16 protein-coding genes are annotated in these 19835 nt (G+C 74.5%); 5 read left to right on the top strand and 11 right to left on the bottom strand.

Annotated features, from left to right (window positions below):
- Window positions 1-954 (top strand): aminoglycoside phosphotransferase family protein, encoded by a 954-nt coding sequence (locus ACFOVU_RS21630; RefSeq protein WP_378536443.1) that lies wholly within the window; start codon window positions 1-3, stop codon window positions 952-954.
- 38 nt (window positions 955-992) lie between these two features.
- Here the strand turns inward: ACFOVU_RS21630 and ACFOVU_RS21625 are convergent, their stop codons facing one another.
- From ACFOVU_RS21625 to ACFOVU_RS21600, 6 genes are all read right to left on the bottom strand, one after another.
- Entirely contained in the window at window positions 993-2057 is a 1065-nt protein-coding gene (locus tag ACFOVU_RS21625; RefSeq protein WP_378536493.1) for a hypothetical protein, read from the bottom strand.
- 90 nt (window positions 2058-2147) lie between these two features.
- Complete coding sequence (locus ACFOVU_RS21620) at window positions 2148-3092, bottom strand: aminoglycoside phosphotransferase family protein (RefSeq protein WP_378536441.1); 945 nt, start codon at window positions 3090-3092, stop codon at window positions 2148-2150.
- 270 nt (window positions 3093-3362) lie between these two features.
- A complete protein-coding gene (thpR, locus tag ACFOVU_RS21615; RefSeq protein WP_378536439.1) occupies window positions 3363-3908 on the bottom strand; it encodes an RNA 2',3'-cyclic phosphodiesterase in 546 nt (181 codons plus the stop codon).
- Between the two features lie 33 nt (window positions 3909-3941).
- A complete protein-coding gene (locus ACFOVU_RS21610) occupies window positions 3942-5222 on the bottom strand; it encodes an MFS transporter (RefSeq protein ID WP_378536491.1) in 1281 nt (426 codons plus the stop codon).
- Window positions 5223-5491: 269 nt separating this feature from the next.
- On the bottom strand, window positions 5492-5941 hold the full coding sequence (locus ACFOVU_RS21605; protein ID WP_378536438.1) for a MarR family transcriptional regulator: 450 nt from the start codon (window positions 5939-5941) through the stop codon (window positions 5492-5494).
- 168 nt (window positions 5942-6109) lie between these two features.
- Complete coding sequence (locus ACFOVU_RS21600; protein WP_378536436.1) at window positions 6110-7624, bottom strand: NCS2 family permease; 1515 nt, start codon at window positions 7622-7624, stop codon at window positions 6110-6112.
- A 167-nt stretch (window positions 7625-7791) separates the two neighbouring features.
- Between ACFOVU_RS21600 and ACFOVU_RS21595 the strand changes: the two genes are divergently transcribed.
- Both ACFOVU_RS21595 and ACFOVU_RS21590 read left to right on the top strand, forming a co-directional pair.
- Complete coding sequence (locus tag ACFOVU_RS21595; protein WP_378536434.1) at window positions 7792-8067, top strand: DUF2530 domain-containing protein; 276 nt, start codon at window positions 7792-7794, stop codon at window positions 8065-8067.
- Between the two features lie 11 nt (window positions 8068-8078).
- Complete coding sequence (locus ACFOVU_RS21590; protein ID WP_378536432.1) at window positions 8079-9566, top strand: DUF7059 domain-containing protein; 1488 nt, start codon at window positions 8079-8081, stop codon at window positions 9564-9566.
- 17 nt (window positions 9567-9583) lie between these two features.
- Here the strand turns inward: ACFOVU_RS21590 and ACFOVU_RS21585 are convergent, their stop codons facing one another.
- The 4 genes from ACFOVU_RS21585 to ACFOVU_RS21570 all read right to left on the bottom strand — a co-directional run bounded on the left by ACFOVU_RS21585 (window position 9584) and on the right by ACFOVU_RS21570 (window position 15678).
- Window positions 9584-12655 (bottom strand): sacsin N-terminal ATP-binding-like domain-containing protein, encoded by a 3072-nt coding sequence (locus ACFOVU_RS21585; RefSeq protein ID WP_378536430.1) that lies wholly within the window; start codon window positions 12653-12655, stop codon window positions 9584-9586.
- A 354-nt stretch (window positions 12656-13009) separates the two neighbouring features.
- A complete protein-coding gene (locus tag ACFOVU_RS21580; protein WP_378536429.1) occupies window positions 13010-13816 on the bottom strand; it encodes a DUF3027 domain-containing protein in 807 nt (268 codons plus the stop codon).
- A gap of 161 nt (window positions 13817-13977) precedes the next feature.
- Window positions 13978-14361 carry a cold-shock protein gene (locus ACFOVU_RS21575; RefSeq protein ID WP_378536427.1) on the bottom strand — a complete coding sequence of 128 codons (384 nt, stop codon included), beginning with the start codon at window positions 14359-14361 and terminating at the stop codon, window positions 13978-13980.
- A gap of 573 nt (window positions 14362-14934) precedes the next feature.
- Complete coding sequence (locus tag ACFOVU_RS21570; RefSeq protein WP_378536425.1) at window positions 14935-15678, bottom strand: hypothetical protein; 744 nt, start codon at window positions 15676-15678, stop codon at window positions 14935-14937.
- A 329-nt stretch (window positions 15679-16007) separates the two neighbouring features.
- Here ACFOVU_RS21570 and ACFOVU_RS21565 point away from each other — a divergent pair, with 329 nt between their 5' ends.
- Both ACFOVU_RS21565 and ACFOVU_RS21560 read left to right on the top strand, forming a co-directional pair.
- Complete coding sequence (locus tag ACFOVU_RS21565) at window positions 16008-16331, top strand: hypothetical protein (RefSeq protein ID WP_378536424.1); 324 nt, start codon at window positions 16008-16010, stop codon at window positions 16329-16331.
- Between the two features lie 96 nt (window positions 16332-16427).
- The gene (locus ACFOVU_RS21560) at window positions 16428-18887 is read left to right on the top strand and encodes a helicase-associated domain-containing protein (protein WP_378536422.1); all 2460 of its coding nucleotides are present in this window, start codon (window positions 16428-16430) and stop codon (window positions 18885-18887) included.
- A gap of 39 nt (window positions 18888-18926) precedes the next feature.
- On the opposite strand, the gene ACFOVU_RS21555 is transcribed toward ACFOVU_RS21560, so the two are convergent.
- Entirely contained in the window at window positions 18927-19646 is a 720-nt protein-coding gene (locus tag ACFOVU_RS21555) for a sulfite exporter TauE/SafE family protein (RefSeq protein ID WP_378536420.1), read from the bottom strand.
- Window positions 19647-19835 lie beyond the last annotated feature (189 nt).

Genomic DNA, 19835 nt, shown 5'->3' with positions numbered 1-19835 from the left:
GTGGGTATTCCGTCCGGGACCGGCGCCGAGCCGCCTCCGGTACCGGAGGCGGTCGCGGCGAACGTCCGCCTCCGCGACGGCGGCGAGCGGTGGCTGCGCGAGCTCCCCGGGGCGCTGGCGGAGCTGCGCGATGCGTGGGGGCTGCGTTTCGAGCGTGCGCCGTACTCGGGTGGAAGCTGTTCCTGGGCGGCGCCGGTGCGCACCGCCGATGGCTCGCCGGCGGTGCTGAAGGTGTCCTACCCCCACCGCGAGGCGAGCGGGGAGGCGACCGCCCTGCGCTTCTGGGCGGGCGACGGCGCGGTACGGCTGCTCCGCTCCTCCCGCAACGGCTTCTCCCTGCTGCTGGAGGGGTGCACGCCCGGCACCCCGATGTCCGCGGTGTGCGCGCCCGCGGACGAGCTGCTGACCGCGGGGGCGCACACCCTGGTGGGGCTGTGGGGCCGGGAGGCGACCGGCGACCTCGGGCTGGAACCCCTCGACGCCGTCCTCACCGAGTGGGCGGCGCTTCTCCGCGAGCGCCTGGACCGGCTGCGCCCCGAGTGCGCCGACCCCGGTTTCGTCCACGTGGCGGCCGACCTGCTGGAGTCGCTGCCCGCAACGGCCGCGCGCACGGTGGTCCTGCACGGCGACTTCAACCCGGGCAACATCCTCGCCGCCGAGCGGGCGCCGTGGTTGGCGATCGACCCCAAGCCGATGGTCGGCGACCCGGGCTACGACCTGTGGCCGCTGCTCGTCCAGGTGGACGACCCCTTCGCCCACCCCGACCCCGAGGCGGTGCTGTGCCGCCGCCTCGCGCTGGTGTCGGGCATCCTCGGCGAACCCGTGGACCGCTTGGCGGCCTGGTGCGTGGCGCGCACGGTGGAGTCGGCGTTCGAACGCTTCAACCTGTGCCAGTCCGGGGGCCGGGAGGAGATGGAGCGGGCGGAGGTCCTCGCGCGGATCGCGGGGGTCTGAGGGCGCGGGGTGTCCGAGGCCGCGCCGGGCACCGCCGCTCAGGCGGCCCGTACGAGGAGGGCGATCCCGGCGATGAGCACCACGGCCAGGCCCACGCCCGTCCACAGGAGTGGGGACGGGCCGCCGCCGGTCGCGGCGGCGTCGTCGTCCGCGCCCGCGCCGTCGCCGGTGTCGGCGCCGGGTTCCGCGGCGGAGCCGTCCCCGTCGCCGCCGTCCTCGCCGGCGGCCACGGTGTCGGGGAGCGGGATGCGCCAGACCGGGCTGCGCTCGCCCTCGGTGCCGACCATCAGGGCGGATCCGTCGTGGCTGAAGGTCATCGACTCCCCCTGGTCCAGGTCGGGGAGGTTGAGCCGGTCGACGCCGCGTCCGGGGACGCCGTCGGCGGCGTCGTAGACGGTCGCACTCCAGTAGGTACGGATGGCGTAGTGGCGGCCGTCCGGTGCGAATGCGGCGTCGGTCGCGAACAGCGGGGCGGAGTCGATCCGGGTGAGGGTGTTGGTGCCCTCGGGGTCGAGCTCCGCCGGTGCGGCGTAGACGCCGCCCGCCACCTCCTTGCTGATGATGTAGAGGCGGCCGTCGTCGGGGTCGACCATCATCGCCTCGGCGTCGCGCCCGCCGTCCTCGTAGGTGAAGGTGTAGGTCGTGGCGTCGACAGTCGCATCGGTGAGCACGTCGGGCTCGGTGAACCGGTAGACGCGGACGCTGGGCCAGCCGCCCTGGAAGTTGTCGCCGATGTCGCCGACGTAGACGGCGGGCGCGCCGTTGTCGTCGGTCCCGACCGACACCGCCTCCCAGTCGCGCGCCTCGACCCCGGCGCCGGTGAGGGTGATCGTCGCGACGGTCGCCCCGGTCTCGTCGACCGCGTAGAGAACGGGGCCGTAGTCGCCGCTGTCGTTGTGGGTCCAGTACACGCCGTCGTGCAGCCGCGAGGCGGCCATTCCGCTGGACTCCAGGATGCGCGGGTCCTCGATGTGGAAGCGGACCTCCGACCCCTCCGGCAGCGCGGGGCCGGGGTCGGTCGACGGGGACGGCTCTGCGGCCGCCGGCACCGCGGGAAGCACCGCGAGGGCGGACGAGAGCGCGATCACGGTGCCGGTCCTCATCCTCATGCCGTCATCCTGCCACCCGCGGGCCGGGCCCCCGGCCGCGGGAGACCGCGGCCGGAGGAACCTTGGCCGGAGACCGGTCAGGCGTCACCCTGCGACCGGAACCGACTGACGGCGCAGCAGCGCGGCGGCCTGGGCCACCTGCGCCGGTTCCAGCGCCGTCTTGCCGTCCTCGATGTCCCATAGCGCGTTCTGTAGCACGCGGCCCAGCGTCCACCCGGTCGCCCGCTGCCGGTCGAGGCCGGCCGCCTCGGTCAGCAGGTCGAAGCGGCGCAGTACCGTCCGTTCCACGTCACCGGTGGCGACGACCGCCTCCCACCCGCTGTTCAGTGCGGGCCACAGGTCGAACCCGGGGTCGCCGGCGAGCGGTTCGGGGTCGATGGCCAGCCACGGTTCCCGCTCGCCGGCGAGGACGTTGTCGTAGTGCAGGTCCCAGTGGAGCAGGCGGTCGCCGGGGTCGCCCACCAGTTCGGCCACGGCCGACGCGCATGTGCGGACCAGCCGGCGTTCGGCGGGGTCGTGCAGCGCGGGAACCGCGCCGGGTACGGAGTCGAGCATGGCGGTGGCGATGCCGGCCAGCCCTCGCAGACCTTCGGGAGCCGGGACGGCGGTCAGGCGCGCCAGCAGCCCGGCGAGGGTGCGCATGGCGGTGTCGTCGTCGGCCATGGACGACAGCGGGCGGGCGGCGTCCAGCCGCTCCAGCAGCATGGCGCCGGTGGCGGGGTCGTGGTCGAGCAGGAGCACGGCTCCGGCGCCGTTCCAGGCGCGCAGGCCGGCGGGGGTGCCGGCGTTGTCCTCGCTGGCGGGCTGGAGCTTGAGAGCGGCGGGCGTGCCGTCGTCGCGGACGACGGGCAGCACGATTCCGGCCATGCCGTTGGCGGCGGGGCCGTCGGGCCGCAGCGACCAGCGGTCGAGCGTGTCGGCCGCGAGGCCGGGCAGCGCGGCGAGCCAGGCGCGGCCGGACGGGTTGTCCGGCTTGCCGTGCGACGCGACCAGCGCATCAGGGACGTCGATGTGGATCGGCGTGTTCAAGGGACTCCTTCGTGGTGTTCCGGGTTCGGTGGCGTGTCACGAAGGAGGTGGCGGCGGTGCCCGGGGACCGGGCAGGGGTCAACGCATGGGTGGAGTCCAGACGGGGACGCGGTGTCCAGAGGGGTCAGCCGACGAGTGCGCCGATCACGACGATGAGCATGATGGCCCCGAGCACCGTGGGCAGCAGCCAGCGCTGCTTGCGGTTGTTGGTGAGCATGCTCATCGGGGACCTCGATCGTCGGCGGGGCGCGGCCGGTGCGGCCGCGCGACTCAGCCTAACCGCCAGGTGGCGACGGGCCGGTAGCGGGGCTGCTCCCCCGGCCGGCTGTCCATGAGCCGGATGTCCTCGGCCGTCCAGAACGGCGAGGCGAGCCCGGCCAGGGCGGTGCGCTGCTCCGCCAGGTCCATGGGCAGTCCGCTGCGGGCGAGGGTGATGTGCGGGACGTGGGCGCGGCGGTCCACCTGCACCCCGGTCTTGCGTATCGCCCTGCGCAACCCTTTGACCAGCGCCGACAACTCGTCCAGGTCGCCTTCGATCCCGGCCCACAGCACGCTGGCCCGGGCGGGGTCGCCGGGGAAGGTCCCGGCGCCGCGGACCGCGAGCCGCAGGGGCTCGTGCCGCGCCACCTCGGCCTCCAGCCGCTCCTGGACCAGCGGCACGGTGTCGTCGGGCACCTCGCCGAGGAAGACGAGGGTGACGTGCCATTCCTCGCGGTCCATCAGTCGCAGCCCCTTGACGGAGGGGAGCACGGAGACCGCCGCTTCGACGTCCTCCAGCACCTCCTTGGGCGGCTGGAGTTCGACGAAGAGCTTCATCCCCACCTCACATCCGTCGGCGTGCACCGACGATCATGGTCCGGTCGCGCTCCGTTGGCAAACCGGGGGGTCGGGGCGGGTGATGTGCAGGAAGGGGCGGCGCAACGGGGTGCAGCGGAATCGGACCCCGAGCGTGCGGGCGAGGAGGGCGGTGACGGCCAGGACCACGGCCACGGTCACCGCGCCGCCGACGGCGAAGCTGACCCTCGGGCCGAAGGTGTCGGCGAGGAAGCCGACGATGGGGGCGCCGATCGGCGCGACGCCGAGGAAGACGAGCATGTAGATGCTCATGACCCGGCCGCGCATCTGTGGGTCGACGCTGAGCTGGAAGGTGGTGTTGAGCGTGGTGGTGAAGGTCATGGCCGCGATCCCCATGGGCAGCAGCACGGCGACGAAGGTGAGGTATCCGGGGGCGATCGCGGCGGCGATCTGCACGAGGCCGAAGGCGAAGGCGCCGATCAGCCCGGTGCGCAGCCGCGGTCTGTCCCGGCGGGCGGCGAGGAGCGCGCCGCTGAGGGCGCCGATGGCCAGCGCGGCGGCGGCGACCCCGAACGCGGCGGCACCGGCCTGGAACACGTTGTTGACCATGAGCGCGATCTGGGTCTGCCCGTTGGCCCCGAAGAGCTGCACGAACACGGTCATGACCAGGAGCAGGACGAGGTCGGGGCGCCCGGCCACGTAGCGCAGGCCCTCACGGGTCCGCCCCTTGCCCGCCGGGGCGCGCTCGGTGACCTCCAGCTCCTGCGGGCGCATCCGCAGCAGGCCGGTGAGGACGCCGGCGAAGGAGAGCGCGTTGAGCAGGAAGACCGGGCCGCTGCCGACGGCGGCGGTCAGCAGCCCCGCGATGGCGGGCCCGGTGACGCGGCCGAGCTGGAAGCTCGCGCTGTTGAGGGCGACGGCGTTGGGCAGGTCGCGGGGGCCGACCATTTCGACGACGAAGGTCTGGCGGGCGGGGTTGTCGACGACGGTGACCAGGCCGAGCCCGAAGGCGAAGAGGTAGACGTGCCAGACCTGGGCGGCGCCGGTGGTGGCGATGACGCCGAGGCCGAGGGCGAGCAGGCCCATGGCGGCCTGGGTGGCGATGAGCAGGCGGCGCTTATCGAGGCGGTCGACGAGCGTGCCGCCCCACAGGCCGAACAGCAGCATGGGCAGGAACTGCAAGGCCGTGGTGAGGCCGAGGGCCATGCCGCTGCCGCCGCTGATCTGGAGGACCAGCCAGTCCTGGGCGATGCGCTGCATCCAGGTGCCGGTGTTGGAGACGAGCTGGCCCGAGGCGTAGAGCCGGTAGTTGCGGTTGCGCAGCGAGCGGAACATGGCCGGGCGGCGGGCGGTGTCGTCCTCGCCGGCCGCGGCGGTCGCATCGGGCTGGAGGGGTTCGGGTGCTGATTCTCGCTCTGGGGACGCCGGTCTCCCGGCGCCGGATAAGTCCTCGGGTGCGGCGGGGCCGGTGCCGGCCACGGCGACGGCTCCGGCGGGCGGGGCGTCTGCGGCGGCGTCCGGGGCTGTGTCCAGGGCTCCGTCTCCCGGGCCCGGATCCTCCCCCGGACCCGCCACGGCGATGTCCCCGGCGGACGGGCCTTCCCCTAGGCCTGACTCAGCCGGTCCAGGATCTCCGCTGCTTTGCGTAGCGTCTCCTTCTCCTCGGCGGTCAGCTCGATCAGGCGCTGCGCCAGCCACGCCTCGCGGCGCCGTGTGTCCGCGCGCACCAATGCCCGGCCTTCGTCGGTCAGGTCCACCAGCTGTCGGCGCTGGTCGTCGGGGTGCTTCGTGCGGCGCACCATTCCGCGCTCCTCCAGAGCGGCGATGATCCTGGTCATCGACGGAGGCTGGACCTTCTCCTGGTCGGCGAGCGCGCCGGGGGTCATCTGCCCGTGGCGGGCCAGGGTAAACAGGACGGCGCTCTGCCCGAGAGACAGGGAGGCGTCCGGACGCTGGGCGCGCAGCCTCCTGGCCAGCCGGCTGACGGCCACTCGGAGCACCGCTGCCAGACCCGCGTCGGTCCGGGTCTGTCGGGAGAGATGGGGCTGGTTCATTAGCATGACTCATTACTTTTGCTAACAATAACAAGTATCGCGGAGATTCCCACCGGCGCGGCGGCCACATTCCGTGGTCTCCGGGGACATCAGGGGCGACCCGTACAGACACCGGTGCCCTGTCCGCCCCCAGGGCGGACAGGGCACCACTGCTGCTATGAGCCTAGGTCACACGCCGAGCAGCGTCTCGATGGGACCGATCGCGAAATGGACCGCGAAGGCCGCCGACACCAGCCACATCAGCGGGTGGACGTCGCGCGGGCGGCCCTGCACGAGCCTGATGAACGCGTAGGCGATGAAGCCGATGCCGATCCCGTTGGCGATCGAGTAGCTGAAGGGCATCATGGCGATGGTCAGGAACGCCGGGATCCCGATCGCGTAGTCGGTGAAGTCGATCTTGGAGATCTGGGTCATCATCATGAACCCGACGATGATGAGCACCGGCGTGGCGGCCTCGAAGGGCACCAGCTCGACCAGCGGCGAGAACAGCGTGGCCACCAGGAAGAGCGCGCCGGTGACCACCGGAGCGATACCGGTTCGCGCCCCTTCGCCGACCCCCGCCGCCGACTCCGCGAACAGCGTGTTGGCGGACGCGTTGGCGGCGCCGCCCGCGATCGTGCCCAGCGCGTCGGCCACCAGGACCTCGCGCGCCGCGGGCAGGTTGCCCTCGGAGTCGGTCAGCCCCGCCTGGCCGCCGACGCCCACCATGGTGCCCATGGTGTCGAAGAAGTCGGCGAGCAGCAGGGTGAACAGCAGCAGGATGACCGCGATGACGCCGATGTTGGAGAAGCTGCCGAAGAGCGAGAAGTTCCCGACGAGCGAGAAGTCGGGGACCGCCACCAGGTCCGACACCGACGCGGGCAGCGCGGGCACGGTCAGCGACCAGCCGCCGGGGTTGGGGGCGCCGTCGGCGCCCACCGCCGGGCCGACGTGCGCGGTCGCCTCCACCGCGATGGCGACCGCGGTGGCCACGCCGATGCCGATGAGCATCGCGCCCTTCACCTTGCGCACGATCAGCGCGACCGTGATCAGCAGGCCGATCACGAACACCAGGATCGGCCAGCCCGACAGGCCGCCCTCGCCCAGCTGCACCGGCACGGTGGTCCCGGCGGCGTCGGGGACGCGCCGCACGAAGCCGGCGTTGACGAACCCGACCAGCGCGAGGAACATGCCCAGCCCGACCGCGATGGCGGTCTTGAGCCCGGGCGGGACGGCGCGGAAGACGGCGGCGCGGAACCCGGTCAGCACGAGCACCAGCAGCACGATGCCTTCGAGTACCACCAGCCCCATGGCATCGGCCCAGGTCATCTGGGGCGCCAGCGTGTAGGCGACGATGACGTTGAGGCCCATGCCCGCGGCGATCGCGAACGGGTAGCGGCTGAGGACACCCATGAGGATGGAGACCACGCCGCCCACCAGGGCGGTGGTCGCCGCGACCCGGGCGATCCCGAGCTCGTCGCCGTTCATGTCCGGCGCGGTGCCCACGATCAACGGGTTGAGGACGATGATGTAGGCCATGGCGAAGAACGTCGCCAGGCCGCCCCGGATCTCACGCGGGAAATCCGATCCGCGGGCGGAGACGTGGAAGTACCGGTCGAGCCGGCCCTTGAGGCCGGTCCGGCCCGGGGTCCGCTGTTCCTCGGCGTCGGCGGGCGGTTCAGCGGGTTGAGGCGTTGGATTCACTCGGCGAGCCTGACATGTCCGGATTAAGGTACGAGGTCAGACTAGTTGCAGGTTCGCACGGACAGATCAGGACGAACCTCCGAATTCCGGGCGAGCGAGCGGAAACCCCGGGGCGACAGGGGGTCGCCGCAGGCGAGTGTGACCGATCCATCGCTTAGCCTGAAACCGTGCGCAAACCCCGTCGGCCCGATCCCGAGGTCCTGGAGATCGACTACCGCGTCCCCACGGCCCTGGGCAGCCTGGCCTGGGCCGTGGCGCTGATCGTGCTCCTGGCCATGGGCGATGGCCTCGCCCCCTCGGAGCGGTGGTGGCTCTGGGTGTGCGCCACCGGCCTGGTCCTGGGCGTGTTCGGCTACGCGTACATCCCGCGCCTGCTGCGCAAGCGCGCCGAAGCCGAAGAGCGACACGCCGCCCGGCGCGAGACCGGGGGCGGGCCTGCCTGATAATGGGGCGCGTGTCTGAAACGTTTCGCGCGCTTCCCCGCCGGCTCGCCGATCGACTGCGGCAGACGCTGACCGACGCGGACTACACCGTCTCCGGCGTCCGGGACCGGCTCGGCGACATGGCCGCCCGGGCGCTCTCCCGCGAGCAGCTGGTCCCCGCCCTGCGCGCCACCGGGGGCGAGGAACGGCTGGGCGTCCTGCTCCGGCTGTGGTGGCTCCAGGAACCGGTCTCCGAGGACGCCGCCCGCGCCATCCTGCCGGTGAACGATCTCGTCGACGCCGGGCTGCTGGAGTCCGGCCCCGGCACGGTCCGGGCCACCGCGCACCTGGGCCCGTGGGAGCTGGAGGACGGCCGGGCCGGCTACGTGCTGTCCGACCCCACGGTGCGCCCCGGCGACGGCACGCCCCGCGCCGACCATGTGGTGGGCGCCGGCGGCGCCTCGGCCACCCTGTCCAAGCTCATCGTCGACGGCCCCGTGGAACGCGCCCTGGACCTGGGCACCGGATGCGGCGTGCAGGCCCTGCACCTGGCGTCGCGCGCGACCGAGGTCATCGCCACCGACGTCAACCCGCGGGCGCTGCGCATGGCCGAGATGAGCTGCGCGCTCTCGGGGGCCGGCAACGTGCGGACGCGGCAGGGCTCGATGTTCGCCCCGGTCGAGGGCGAGCGGTTCGACCTCATCGTGTCCAACCCGCCGTTCGTCATCACCCCCGATTCCGCCCGCTACACCTACCGGGAATCCGACCACGCCGGCGACTCCCTCTGCTCGGAGCTGGTGCGCCAGGCGCCCCGGCACCTCACCGACGGCGGCTGGTGCCAGCTGCTCGCCAACTGGCTGCACGTGGGCGGCGAGGACTGGCGCGACCGGGTCGGCGAGTGGGTCGCCGGCACCGGCTGCTCGGGCTGGGTGGTCCAGCGCGACGTGCAGGACCCGGCCGAGTACGTGGAGCTGTGGCTGCGCGACTCCTGCGAGCAGGGCACCCCCGAGTACACCCGGCGCTACGACGCCTGGCTGGACTACTTCGACCGCGAAGGGGTGCGGGCGATCGGGTTCGGCTGGATCTCGCTGCGCAACGACGTCGCGCAGGACGCCACGGTCCGGGTCGAGGAGTTCCGGCACGACATCGAGCAGCCCGTGGGCGCCTACCTGCCCGGCGTCGTCGACGGCGCGATGACCGCCCACCGGCTGACCGACGCCGCCCTGCTGTCGGCGCACGTGGCGCTGGCGCCGGGGGTGGTGGAGGAGCGGATCGGGGTGCCCGGCGCCCCCGACCCGGAGCGGATCCTGCTGCGGCAGAGCGGCGGCCTGCGCCGGGTGGCCCAGGTGGGCACCGTGGAAGCGGCGCTGGCGAGCGTGTGCGACGGCACGATGCCGGTGGGGCCGCTGCTCGACGCGATCGCCGAACTCACCGAGCAGGACCCCGCCGCCGTCCGTGAGCGCACGCCCGACGTGCTGCGTTCCCTCATCGCCGAGGGGTTCTTCCGCGTGGCGCGCTGAGACCCCGTCCCGACGCGTCAGTCCAGGTCGGCCTCTGCCAGGAGAGCGGGCAGCCCTCTGGGGTCGCGAAGGACCGCGGCGATGAGGTGGCGCTGCGACCAGCGGCCGGCCTTCCAGCACAGGGCGCGGGCCAGGCCGTCGGTGCCCGAGGCGTGCGGGGTGCCGCCGTCGCACCGCCATTCGACCGCGACGCCGTCGACGATCAGCTCCTCGTGGTGCAGGTAGGTGAGCACCCCGGTGTCGAGGAAGGCGCGGACCTCATCGGGCACCGGGCGGACCTCGCCGGTGGAGGTGACCCGCCCCTCGATCTCCTCGCTGGCCAGGGCGAGGTCGAGGACGTCGGCGACCGCCACCGCATGCTCCGCGGGGACCAGCACCGCCGGGCGGTCGCCCAGGAGCGGCAGGAGGTCCGGGGAGTCGAGGACGACGGTGTCGTCGGCGCCGGCCACGACGATCGCGCCGCCGCGTACCGCGCGCACCTGCTCGGGCGGGGCGACCCGGTCGCTGTCGACCGCGGCGAGCGCGGTCCAGATGTCGCGCAGGACCGCGCGCTCGACGTGGCGTTCGGGGTCGGCCAGGCGATCTATCAGGTCCTCGGGGCCGTCGGGGTCGGCGATGAGGTCGGCGAGGCCTCTGCGCACGCCCAGGGCCCGGGCCAGGCCGGGGTCGAGGGTGCCCGGCGCGGGGTCGTAGAGCCCGGACAGCGCGGGGTCGGAGTCGGCCGCCCGCAGCTCGATCGGGCGGCGGCCGTCGAGGAGCGCGCCCGTGCGCAGCCACCACGCGGTGTAGGAGGGGACGTCTGCCCCGCGGCCGTCGCCGCGCAGTACCCGCGCCGGCTCGACCACGGCGGCGCGCAGCGGCGGCGCCGCCAGCAGCTCCAGGGCCTGCGGCCAGCGGTCGTCGCGGACGAATTCGAGGTCGGCCACCGCGAGGAGTTCGGGCACGACCGGCGGCAGCTCGGCGCCGTCGCCCAAGCGCTCGGCGACGTCCTCGGCCCATTCCTCCAGGCCGTCGAGCGGGAGGTCCTCGTCGGCCAGGGCCGGGCCGAGCGTGAGGTCGCCGGCGCGGACCAGCGCGAAGGTGCGCAGCACCCCGACGGCCTCCAGCGCCGCGGCGCCGTGGCGCTCCACGAGGTCGTCGGCGACGACGCCGAAGGGGGCGTCATCGGTGAGGACGCCCAGCAGGGGGCTGCCGGGCAGCAGCAGCTCCCCGGCGACGGAGTAGCCGCCTTCGTCGTCGCGCAGCGCGAGCTCGGCCAGCCAGGGTTCGTCGGCGACCGTGGTGGAGGACGCCGCCACCAGGTGCAGCACCGGGGTGGCGACTTCTTCGGGGTCGTCGGCGTCGAGCGAGTTCTCGACCGCCGAACGGGTGCGGGGGTCGGTGAGGACCGCGGCCGCGTTGGCCTCGACGGCCCCCAGGCGGGTCAGGAGTTCGTCGACGGCGCCGGGGTGCACGATGCGCAGGCCCAGGGGCGCCAGCACGGCGGGGTCGAGGACGCCGGCGCCGAAGGTGCCGGGGGCGGGGGCGAGCAGCCCGCGCGGCCCGCGGACCAGGCGGCCGTCGACCAGCGGCACGGGCAGGGCGCCGAGCTCGCCGAGGTCGGCGCCGCTGCGGCCCGCGGCGCGCAGCGCGGCGTAGAGGCGGGCCCACCATTCGGGTTCGCGGTCGAGGTCGGCGAGGAGGTCGGCGAGTTCGGCCAGGCCGATGCGGCGCACGCGCAGCTGGGCGAGCGCGGGGTGGTGGGGGTTCCAGTCGCCCGGCAGCGCGGTGCCGATGAGGTCGGCCAGCACGGCGGTGACCTCGGGGCCGCCCTCGACGATGACGGCGTCGCGGGGGCGGACGGGCTCGCCCCCGGCCGTGACGAGGAACGGGGTGTCGAGCAGCGGCTTGGCGACGGCGGCGCGGAAGCGGCCGTCGAACTCGCCGCGGCCCATGAGCGTGGCGGGGACGAGGTCGAGCGCCGCCCGGCCGCCGAGGCCGCGCAGGAGGTCGGTGTAGGTGTCGGCGGCCGCGGCGATCAGGGTGTCGGCGGCGGGCCCCGGGGCGACGCGGCGGCGGTCGGGGCCGAGCGGGAACGCGCCGATGAGCAGGGCGGGGAGGTCGAGTTCGTCGTCGCTGGGGGTGGGTGCGTGCACCACGCGGCGGACCCCGGGCGGGAGGTCGCGGACTTGGCCGTCGTCGCCGACGGGCACCGCCCAGGTGACCGCCCAGTCGAGGCGGGCGCGCTCCTCGGTGGGGCGGTCGGCGAGCTGTGAGGGCTCGAAGCGGCCGGTGCGGGTGGCGGTGCGCCAGACGACGGTGCGCTCGCCGGCGGAATCGGCGACGCGGGTGCGGACGTGGCCGGGGTCGGTGCCGGGTTCGCGGGTGAGGACGCGTTCGGCGCCGTCGGCGACGATGCGGACCTCGGCGAGCCCGGGGAGCGCGAGCAGCAGGGCTTCGTCGGTGGAGTCGAGCAGGGCGCGCAAGCGGTCGCGTGCCGCGGGGTCGCGCGGCACCAGGCGGACCGCGGTGTCGTAGCCCTCGGGCGGCGCGGAGGGGTCGGGGAAGGGCAGCCGCAGCAGCGGGAGGTGGCCGTCGCGCCGGCCGATCTCCTCGGCGAGCTCGGGGCGGGCGCGGCCGGAGTCGAGCAGGCCCGTGCGCACGGCGTGGCGCGCGAGGTCGAGGCTCCACCGCACCGCCCCAGTGCGGGAGGCCACGGTGATGTCGTCGCTCAGGGCGGCCACCGCGGAAAAGCCGACGCCGAAGCGGCCGACGGTGCCGTGCCCGGCGGGTTCGTCGCGCTTGGCGGAGGCGCGGAGCGTGGCGAGGGACTCCACCCCGGCGGCGGTGAGGGGCGCCCCGGTGTTGGCCGCGGTGAACCCCGCGGGGTCGAGCGTGAGGAGCAGGCGGCCGGGCGCGCCGGCCCGTTGGGCGGCGTCGGCGGCGTTCTGCGCGAGCTCGATGACGGCGCGGTCGCGGTAGCCGCCGAGGGCGTGGTCCTCCTCGGCGTTGGCGTCCTCACGGAAACGGGCGGGTGCGTCGGCCCATCCGTCGAGGACACGCCGACGCAGTTCGGCCGTGCCGAACGGGTCGGGGTGTGTCTGGGCCATGGGGACTCCTCCCGGGGTGGGTGCTGCACCACGGTACGCGACCGGGAGACCATTCACGGTGGGGTTTTCCACAGCCGCACGCGAGTGTTCCGCGGGGGTTCTCCGGGCCCGCGCCCGTTGGCCGCGCCCCGGCGTCCTGGGCTGCGGCGACGGCGTCCGCGGACGCGTGCGGGCCCGCCCTGGGGAGCGCGCGGGGCGGCGACGGAGGGCGGCCCGAAAAGCGCTCCGGCCCCGTCCCGAATCGGGCGGGGCCGGAGCGGTGGCGCGGTACGGTGCGGGTGACTGGCGTCGGCCGTCCGTGGGGACCGGCTCCAGGCCCGTCGTGTCGTCGAAGCGGTACAGCGGCGCGCCGGATCAGCCGTCGGTCGAGACCAGCTCCAGGCCCGTCGTGTCGTCGAAGACGATGTGGTCGTAGCCCAGCTCGTCGACCACCGGGGCGACGGGCTCGGGGCGCGGTGCGGGCTGTGAGGCCTCGGAGTGGGCGCCGCACCCGTGGTCGAGGGAGACCACGCGGCCGTCATCGGGGGCGAACTCGTTGGTGCAGACCCCGAACATCTGCCGGAACTCACCGGCCAGCGGGGTCATGAACCCGCAGGTGGCGCACTGGGCGGGGGCGGCGGCGGCGATGGGGCTGCGCGGGCCGGCGTCGCCGGTGTACCAGCGCTCCGCCGCGGACTCGCGGCCGGCCTCCGAGAGCACACGGGGGCGGCCCAGGCCGAGCTCCCAGACCATCTGCCGGTCGAGGCCCTCCTCCTTGAGGTCGTCCTCGGCCACCTGGGCGAAGCCCGGCATGAGGCGCTCGTCGTCCTCGGGGCTGGGCAGGAGGTCGCCCACGCCCAGGTCGCCCGGGCGCAGCCGCTCCTTCCACGGCACCCATTCGGGCGCGAGCAGAGCCGAATCGCCGGGCAGGAGCACGGCTTCGTTCACCGTGACGACCTTGGCGCGCGAGGCGCGCACGACGGTCACGGCGTAGTGCCAGCCGGGGTAGGCGGGATCGAGGCAGGCGAAGAAATGGGTGACCAGGCGGTCGCCTTCGACGATCGCCGCGAGGTGGTCGCCGACCCATTCGGGGAAGGCGATCTCGGCCGCCGCATCACGGGCGAGACCTACCGCTTCGATACATGCCTTGTCTGGTGCGGGAGAACGACGGCTACGGCTCACGGTTCCATTTTCGCTGATAACCGGCACCAACTTGACCACCACACCGATCGATAGCCGACCGTTACGTCGCGTCGGGTGCCGTCCGGCGGCGCGCCCGAAACCCGCGGGCGGCCGCCGGGCGGGCCGGTCGGCGTGGCCCCCGGCGCCGGCGGGCCGGGGGCTCAGGTCTCCAAGTCGTCGGCGACGACGCGGAGCACCTGGGCGATCTTCGCGGCCTCCCGGCGTTCGGGATGCTTACCCCTACGATAGGTCGTGGAGACACCGTCGAGGAGTTTGATCAGGTCCTCGACGATGAGGACCATTTCGTCCGGCTTCTTGCGCGACGCCTTCGCCACCGAGCGTGGCGCGTCGAGCGATTTCACCTGGAGCGCCTGGGCGCCCTTGCGGCCTTCGACGACCCCGAACTCCACCCGCTGTCCGGGACGCAGGGGGTCGGCCCCCTGGGGCAGGGCGGAGGAGTGCACGAAGACCTCGCCGCCGTCGTCGCGAGTGAGAAAACCGAATCCCTTGTCGCTGTCGTACCACTTGACCTTGCCGGTGGGCACGTTGACCTCACGCTCTCGCCGTCGAAACATGCATGAGGAAGCCGGGCGGATCCGCCGCGCCGTGCGCGCGGCTCCACCGGCCTCCTCGTCCCCATCTTTTCACGGGGGCGTTTCCAGGCTAATGCGCGGCGATCTCTCGAAGCGAGGGATATATGGGGGCGTGCTCGCCGCTCGTGCACCGGACAGGCGAGAGGCCCGGATGCGGATCTCCGGGCCTCTCCATTGACGGCCGCCCCCGTCGCCCCCGGTTGCGGAGTGATGGGACGGGATCCGGCGGGACGGGTTCGCCGTCAACCCTCACGACGCCGCGTGCCGTAGCCGGAACACGGCTCTTCCGTGCGCCCCACTCGCCGAGAACCCATGCGGAACGCCCACCCATCATCACCCGAGCGGGGTATCGACACGCCGATGAATCAGCAGGTCAACGATGATATTCCGGAGCATTTGCCAGCCGATGACGCAGTTGTGCGGCCTGCGGGCGGCCGCCCGGACACACCAGGGGCGGGCGGCTCACCGACCGGACGGGGTACCCGTGGTACGGGGCGGCTGCACGGCCGGGTACACGGCGCAGCGTCACTGGGGCGGGGACTCACCGCCTGACGCCGTGCCCGCGGCACGCGGCAGCCGCACGGTCAGGTACACGGCGCCCAGCACCGCGGCCACGCGCAGCCCCAGGACGCCGGTCTCCGCCAGGGACCGCTGGATGAACTGGTCTGCGTAGATGTAGGCGACGTCGGGCTGCCAGAGCAGCATGCCGGTCAGGGTGGCGGCGATCGGGACGCCCACCGCGATCCACTTGTCGCGCCGCGTCCACACCGGGCTCAGGCCGACCATCGCCGCGCCCACGACCCAGGCGAACGCGAATGGGCCGATGATGCCGCTGAACAGGTACACGGCGATGGAGGCCGCCTCGGCGGGGCGGCGCACCCAGGACCGCAGGACGGTCACCAGGACGCTGGGCGGCGCCAGCACGGCCGGGGCGCCGCCGCCGGCGGCGCCCTGGTCCTTCCACGGGGCCGGACGGTAGCTGCGGGTGGGGTGCAGCCGGCGGTCGACGGCCCGCTCCGGTTCCTCTTCGGCGTCGCCCTCGGCGCGGGCCTGGTCGCGCTCGAACCGCCGGCCGGGCGCGCCGAAGCCCGCCAGCACGCGCTCGACGTCCTCGGGCCGCTCGGCGCCCGCCGCCTCGCAGGCGCTCATGATGCGGGAGCGCAGGTCCGCGAGGTAGCCGGCGCGCCGCCGGGACGGCAGCCGCCCATAGGCCAGGTCGGCGACCTTCGACAGGTAGTCCAGCACCATGCGTTCGGCCTGTTCGGTCATTGCAACGCGGCTCCTCCCGGGTCGGCGCCGGGGCCCGGCCGGCTCCGGTGGATCCGCGAACGGGGCCGGGCCGGCGATGGGCCGGCGATGGATCGCGGATCAGGGGATCAGGACTGGATAGTGCCACACTCGGCCGCATACGCCCCAGAAATCCCGTCGGGCGACAGATGGAACGTGCGGCGGCGGAAACCGGCGCGCGGCTGTGCATACGGCCGCGCGACACGTTGCGTAGTCATACGATCACTTCGTGCGGTGCATCGGTGCGGCGTCCCCCCGCGGCCGCCGTTCCACCCGCGACCACCCGCCCGACCGGAGAACAGAGGAGAAGTATGCGCACCCGTCTCACGGCGCTGCTGGGCGCCGCCCTGGCCGTCGCCGCCACCACCGCGCCCGCCCCCGCGCACGCGGGGTCGGGATCGCTGGAGATGTACTCGGTCCCCGGCGTCGACTACGAGATCCTGGAGGTGGGCGACGGCTGCCACGACTTCGGCCCCCGGATGATCGCGTTCGCCGATGCCGACCCCATCGCCACCTACGTCTTCTACTCGGGCAAGGGGTGCACGGGCAGCCAGGTCGGCTCCGGCCGCGACGACACCCAGTGGATCCCCGCGCTCCAGGGGGTGCGGTCGGTCGATATCCGCTTCGACGGCTGAGGGGCCGCGGCACAACGGGCTGCGGAGCAGGTGGCGATGTGCAACGCCGCACACGGGTCTGCCGCAGAGGCGGCGCATCGCATAGCGTGATGGTCGATGATCGTCGACAGCGAAGCGCAGGGGGCCTCCGGCGGCAGGCCCTCCACCTTCACCTCATGGTTGCGGAACCTGTCCGATTCGGACCTGGCTTCGCTGTTCGCCGTGCGTCCCGACCTCGCCGCCCCCGTCCCCGCCGATATCGCCGGCCTGGCGGCGCGCGCGACCTCGCGGCCCGCTGTGCTGCGCGTGCTGGACCGGCTCGACCGGTTCACCCTGGAGGTCCTGGAGGGGCTCGTCGCCCTGGGCGACGACCGCGTGGCCACCCCGCCGGGCGTCACCCGCGAACGGCTCGGCACCGCCCTCGGCGCCCCCGCGGACCGCCTCGACGACGCGCTGGACCGCCTCCTGGCCGCGGCCCTCGTCTGGCCCGACTCCGGGCGGCTGCGCCCGGTCACCGTGCTGCGCGATATCCTCACCCGCCCCGCGGGCCTGGGGCAGCCGCTGCGGGTGCTGCTCGCCGCCCGCCCCGCTGCGCGGCTCGACCGGCTCGCCGCCGACCTCGGCCTGCCCACCGGCTACAACGGCGGCGACCCCGCCGAGCGGATCAGCGCCGAACTCGCCCGGCCCGGCCGCCTGACCGCCCTGCTGGACGAGTCCGGCGCCGATGCGCGCCCCGTCCTGGACCGGCTCGTGTGGGGGCCGCCGCACGGCACCGTCTCCGGGGCCGCGCGCGACGTCTCCACCGCCACCGCCGCCTCCCCCATCGACCGGCTGCTCGCCCGCGGGCTGCTCGTCGCCGCCGACGACACCACGGTCGTCCTGCCCCTGGAGGTCGGCCTGCACCTGCGCGGGGGGCGGCTGTTCCGGGAGGACGCGTCCGCTCCCCCCGAGCCGGCCGGCCCGCAGCGCCCGGCCGCCGTCATCGCCCGGGCCGCGGCCGGCCAGGCGTTCACGCTCATCCGGTCGGTCGAAGAGCTGCTGGAGCACTGGTCGGCCGAGCCGCCCGCCGTCCTGCGCAGCGGGGGCCTGGGCGCGCGCGACCTGCGCCGCGCGGCGCGGGAGCTGGACGCCGACGAACCCACGGCGGCCCTGTTCATCGAGACCGCCCACGCCGCCGGGCTGCTCGGGGCCGATGACGACGTCGACGGCGACTGGCTGCCCACCCACGATTTCGACGTGTGGCGCGCGTCGGAGCCCGAGCGCCGGTGGCTGCGCCTGGCCGAGGCGTGGCTGCGGTCGACCCGTGTGGCGGCACTCGGCGGTTCCAAGGACGCCCGCGGGCGGTCGCGCAACATCCTCGGCGAAGGGCTGGAGCGGCGCTCCGCGCCCGAGGTCCGCCTCGATGTCCTGCACGCGCTGGCGGCGGCGCCCGAGGGCACCGCACCCGAGCCCGGCTCCGTGGCCGAGCGCCTGGCCTGGCAGCGCCCGCGCCGCCAGGGCCCGGCCTACACCGAGCTGGCGGAGATCGCCCTCCGCGAGGCCGGGCTCCTCGGCTTCACCGGCGGCGGCACGGCCTTGGCACCACACGCCCGCGCGCTCCTGGAGGAGCTGCACACCGGGGAGGCGCCGCTCGCCGAGCACCCCGCGCCGCGGTCGGCAGCGCTGCTCGGCCCGGACCTGCCGCGCCCGCTCGACCACATCCTCGTCCAGGGCGACCTCACCGCGGTCGCCCCGGGTCCGCTCGTGCCGGAGCTCGCCCGCGAGCTGGCGCTCGCCGCCGACGTGGAGTCCACCGGCGGGGCGACCGTGTACCGGTTCGGCGCCGAGTCCGTCCGCCGCGCGCTGGACGCCGGGCGTGGGGCGGCCGACCTCACCGACTTCCTGGAGCGCCACTCGCGCACCCCGCTTCCCCAGCCGCTGCGCTACCTGATCGCCGACATCGGCCGGCGGCACGGGCGGCTGCGCGCGGGCACGGCGTCGAGCTACTTACGCTGCGACGAGCCGGCCGTCCTCGACGAGCTGGCGGGCGACCGGCGCGCGGCCGACCTCGCCCTGTTCCGGCTCGCGCCGACGGTGATCGCCAGCCGCAGCAGCCGCCCCGTTCTCCTGGAGCGGCTGGACGAGCTGGGCTACCACGCGGTCGCCGAGGCGGCCGACGGGTCGGTGCAGCTGGAGCGGCCCACCGTGCGCCGCGCCGATGCCCGGCCCGTGTCCCGTGCCTTCGAGGAGCCCGCTGCGCCCGGGCCCGAGTTGCGCGCGGCGGCGGTGCGCGCCGTCCGCGCGGGTGACGAGGCGGCGACCGCGGCGCGCAGCCCCATTCCGGCGCCCGATGCCGCCCCGCCCCGCTCGCCCACGGCGGCGACCATGAGCGCCCTCTCCGACGCGGCGGCCCAGGGGCGGCGGGTCTGGATCGGCTACCTGGACGCCGACGGCCGGGCGAGCAGCCGGATCGTGGAGCCCGCCCGGGTCGACGGCGGCTACCTCACGGCCTACGACGCCACCCGCGCGGCGGTGCACCGATTCGCGGTCCACCGCATCACCGGCGTCGCCGACATCGGCACCGCCGCCCCGGGCTGATCGCGCACCCCGTCGTGCGCCGGGACGCTCCGGCCCGGCTCACCAGCCGATCAGGAACAGGATCCCGGCGGCCACGAGCCCGAGTTCGACCAGGGCGACGAAGACGCGGTCGCTGATGCGGGCCACGATCCGCTTGCCGGCCCAGGCCCCGGCGAGCACGGCCGGGGTCAGGGCCAGGCCGAACACCAGGATCGAGGGGGTCAGCAGGTCGCCCGCTCCGTAGGCGATGGTCTTCGTCACGTGCATGGTCAGCGCACTGGCGGCCTCGGTGCCGATGTAGGCCGCCCGCGTCAGCCCCGCGGCGAGGAAGAACGGGGCGGTCAGCGGCCCGACGGCGCCCAGGAGCGCCGAGCCCAGGCCCGACGCGGCGCCGACCGCGGCGAACGCCCGGTCGCGAAGGCGGCCCGGTGTGCGGCCGAAGCGGCGCCACACCACCATCGCGATCAGGAAGAGCCCGAGCAGCCGGGTGAGCGGCGCGAGGGGCGCGTGGGCCAGCAGCAGCGCGCCCGCGACGGCGCATGGGACGGCGCCGAGCGCGAACCAGCCGATCAGCCGCCGGTCGAGCTCGCGCCGGTTCAGCACGACCCGGGAGGCGTTGGAGGACAGCTGGGTCAGCGTCAGCAGGGGCACCGCCGTTTGCAGCCCGAACAACGCGGTGAACACCGGGAGCAGGAGGACCCCGCCGCCGAACCCGGCCACGGCCGACACCACCGCCATCACGAACGCCGCCACCGAGGCGACCGGCAGGAGGGGGAGCATGTCGGTCCACACCCTGCCGAGGATGGCACCCCGGGGCCGCGCGCGTGCGGTGCGGGGGTCGCCGGGCGCACGGACGGCCGGCAGGGCCGGCGGATGCGGCGGACCATTGCGGAGACCGCACTCCCGACGGGGATGGGATTCTGGTGGGATAGGCCAGACGTGTCGGCCCACGGAGAGAGATGGCGAGCG

Source organism: Nocardiopsis sediminis (genome assembly GCF_042650565.1).
Classification (GTDB): domain Bacteria; phylum Actinomycetota; class Actinomycetes; order Streptosporangiales; family Streptosporangiaceae; genus Nocardiopsis_B; species Nocardiopsis_B sediminis.
Note: the sequence above shows the minus strand (reverse complement) of the source record. Positions and strands in the feature narration are given on the sequence as shown.

Bases quoted from the DNA above. Each gene is read 5' to 3' on its own strand.
- ACFOVU_RS21555 (WP_378536420.1), bottom strand. From the start codon at position 19,646: ATGCTCCCCCTCCTGCCGGTCGCCTCGGTGGCGGCGTTCGTGATGGCG.
- ACFOVU_RS21605 (WP_378536438.1), bottom strand. From the start codon at position 5,941: ATGAACCAGCCCCATCTCTCCCGACAGACCCGGACCGACGCGGGTCTG.
- ACFOVU_RS21625 (WP_378536493.1), bottom strand. From the start codon at position 2,057: ATGAGGACCGGCACCGTGATCGCGCTCTCGTCCGCCCTCGCGGTGCTT.
- ACFOVU_RS21585 (WP_378536430.1), bottom strand. From the start codon at position 12,655: ATGGCCCAGACACACCCCGACCCGTTCGGCACGGCCGAACTGCGTCGG.
- thpR (WP_378536439.1), bottom strand. From the start codon at position 3,908: ATGAAGCTCTTCGTCGAACTCCAGCCGCCCAAGGAGGTGCTGGAGGAC.
- ACFOVU_RS21610 (WP_378536491.1), bottom strand. From the start codon at position 5,222: ATGTTCCGCTCGCTGCGCAACCGCAACTACCGGCTCTACGCCTCGGGC.
- ACFOVU_RS21570 (WP_378536425.1), bottom strand. From the start codon at position 15,678: ATGACCGAACAGGCCGAACGCATGGTGCTGGACTACCTGTCGAAGGTC.
- ACFOVU_RS21560 (WP_378536422.1), top strand. From the start codon at position 16,428: ATGATCGTCGACAGCGAAGCGCAGGGGGCCTCCGGCGGCAGGCCCTCC.
- ACFOVU_RS21565 (WP_378536424.1), top strand. From the start codon at position 16,008: ATGCGCACCCGTCTCACGGCGCTGCTGGGCGCCGCCCTGGCCGTCGCC.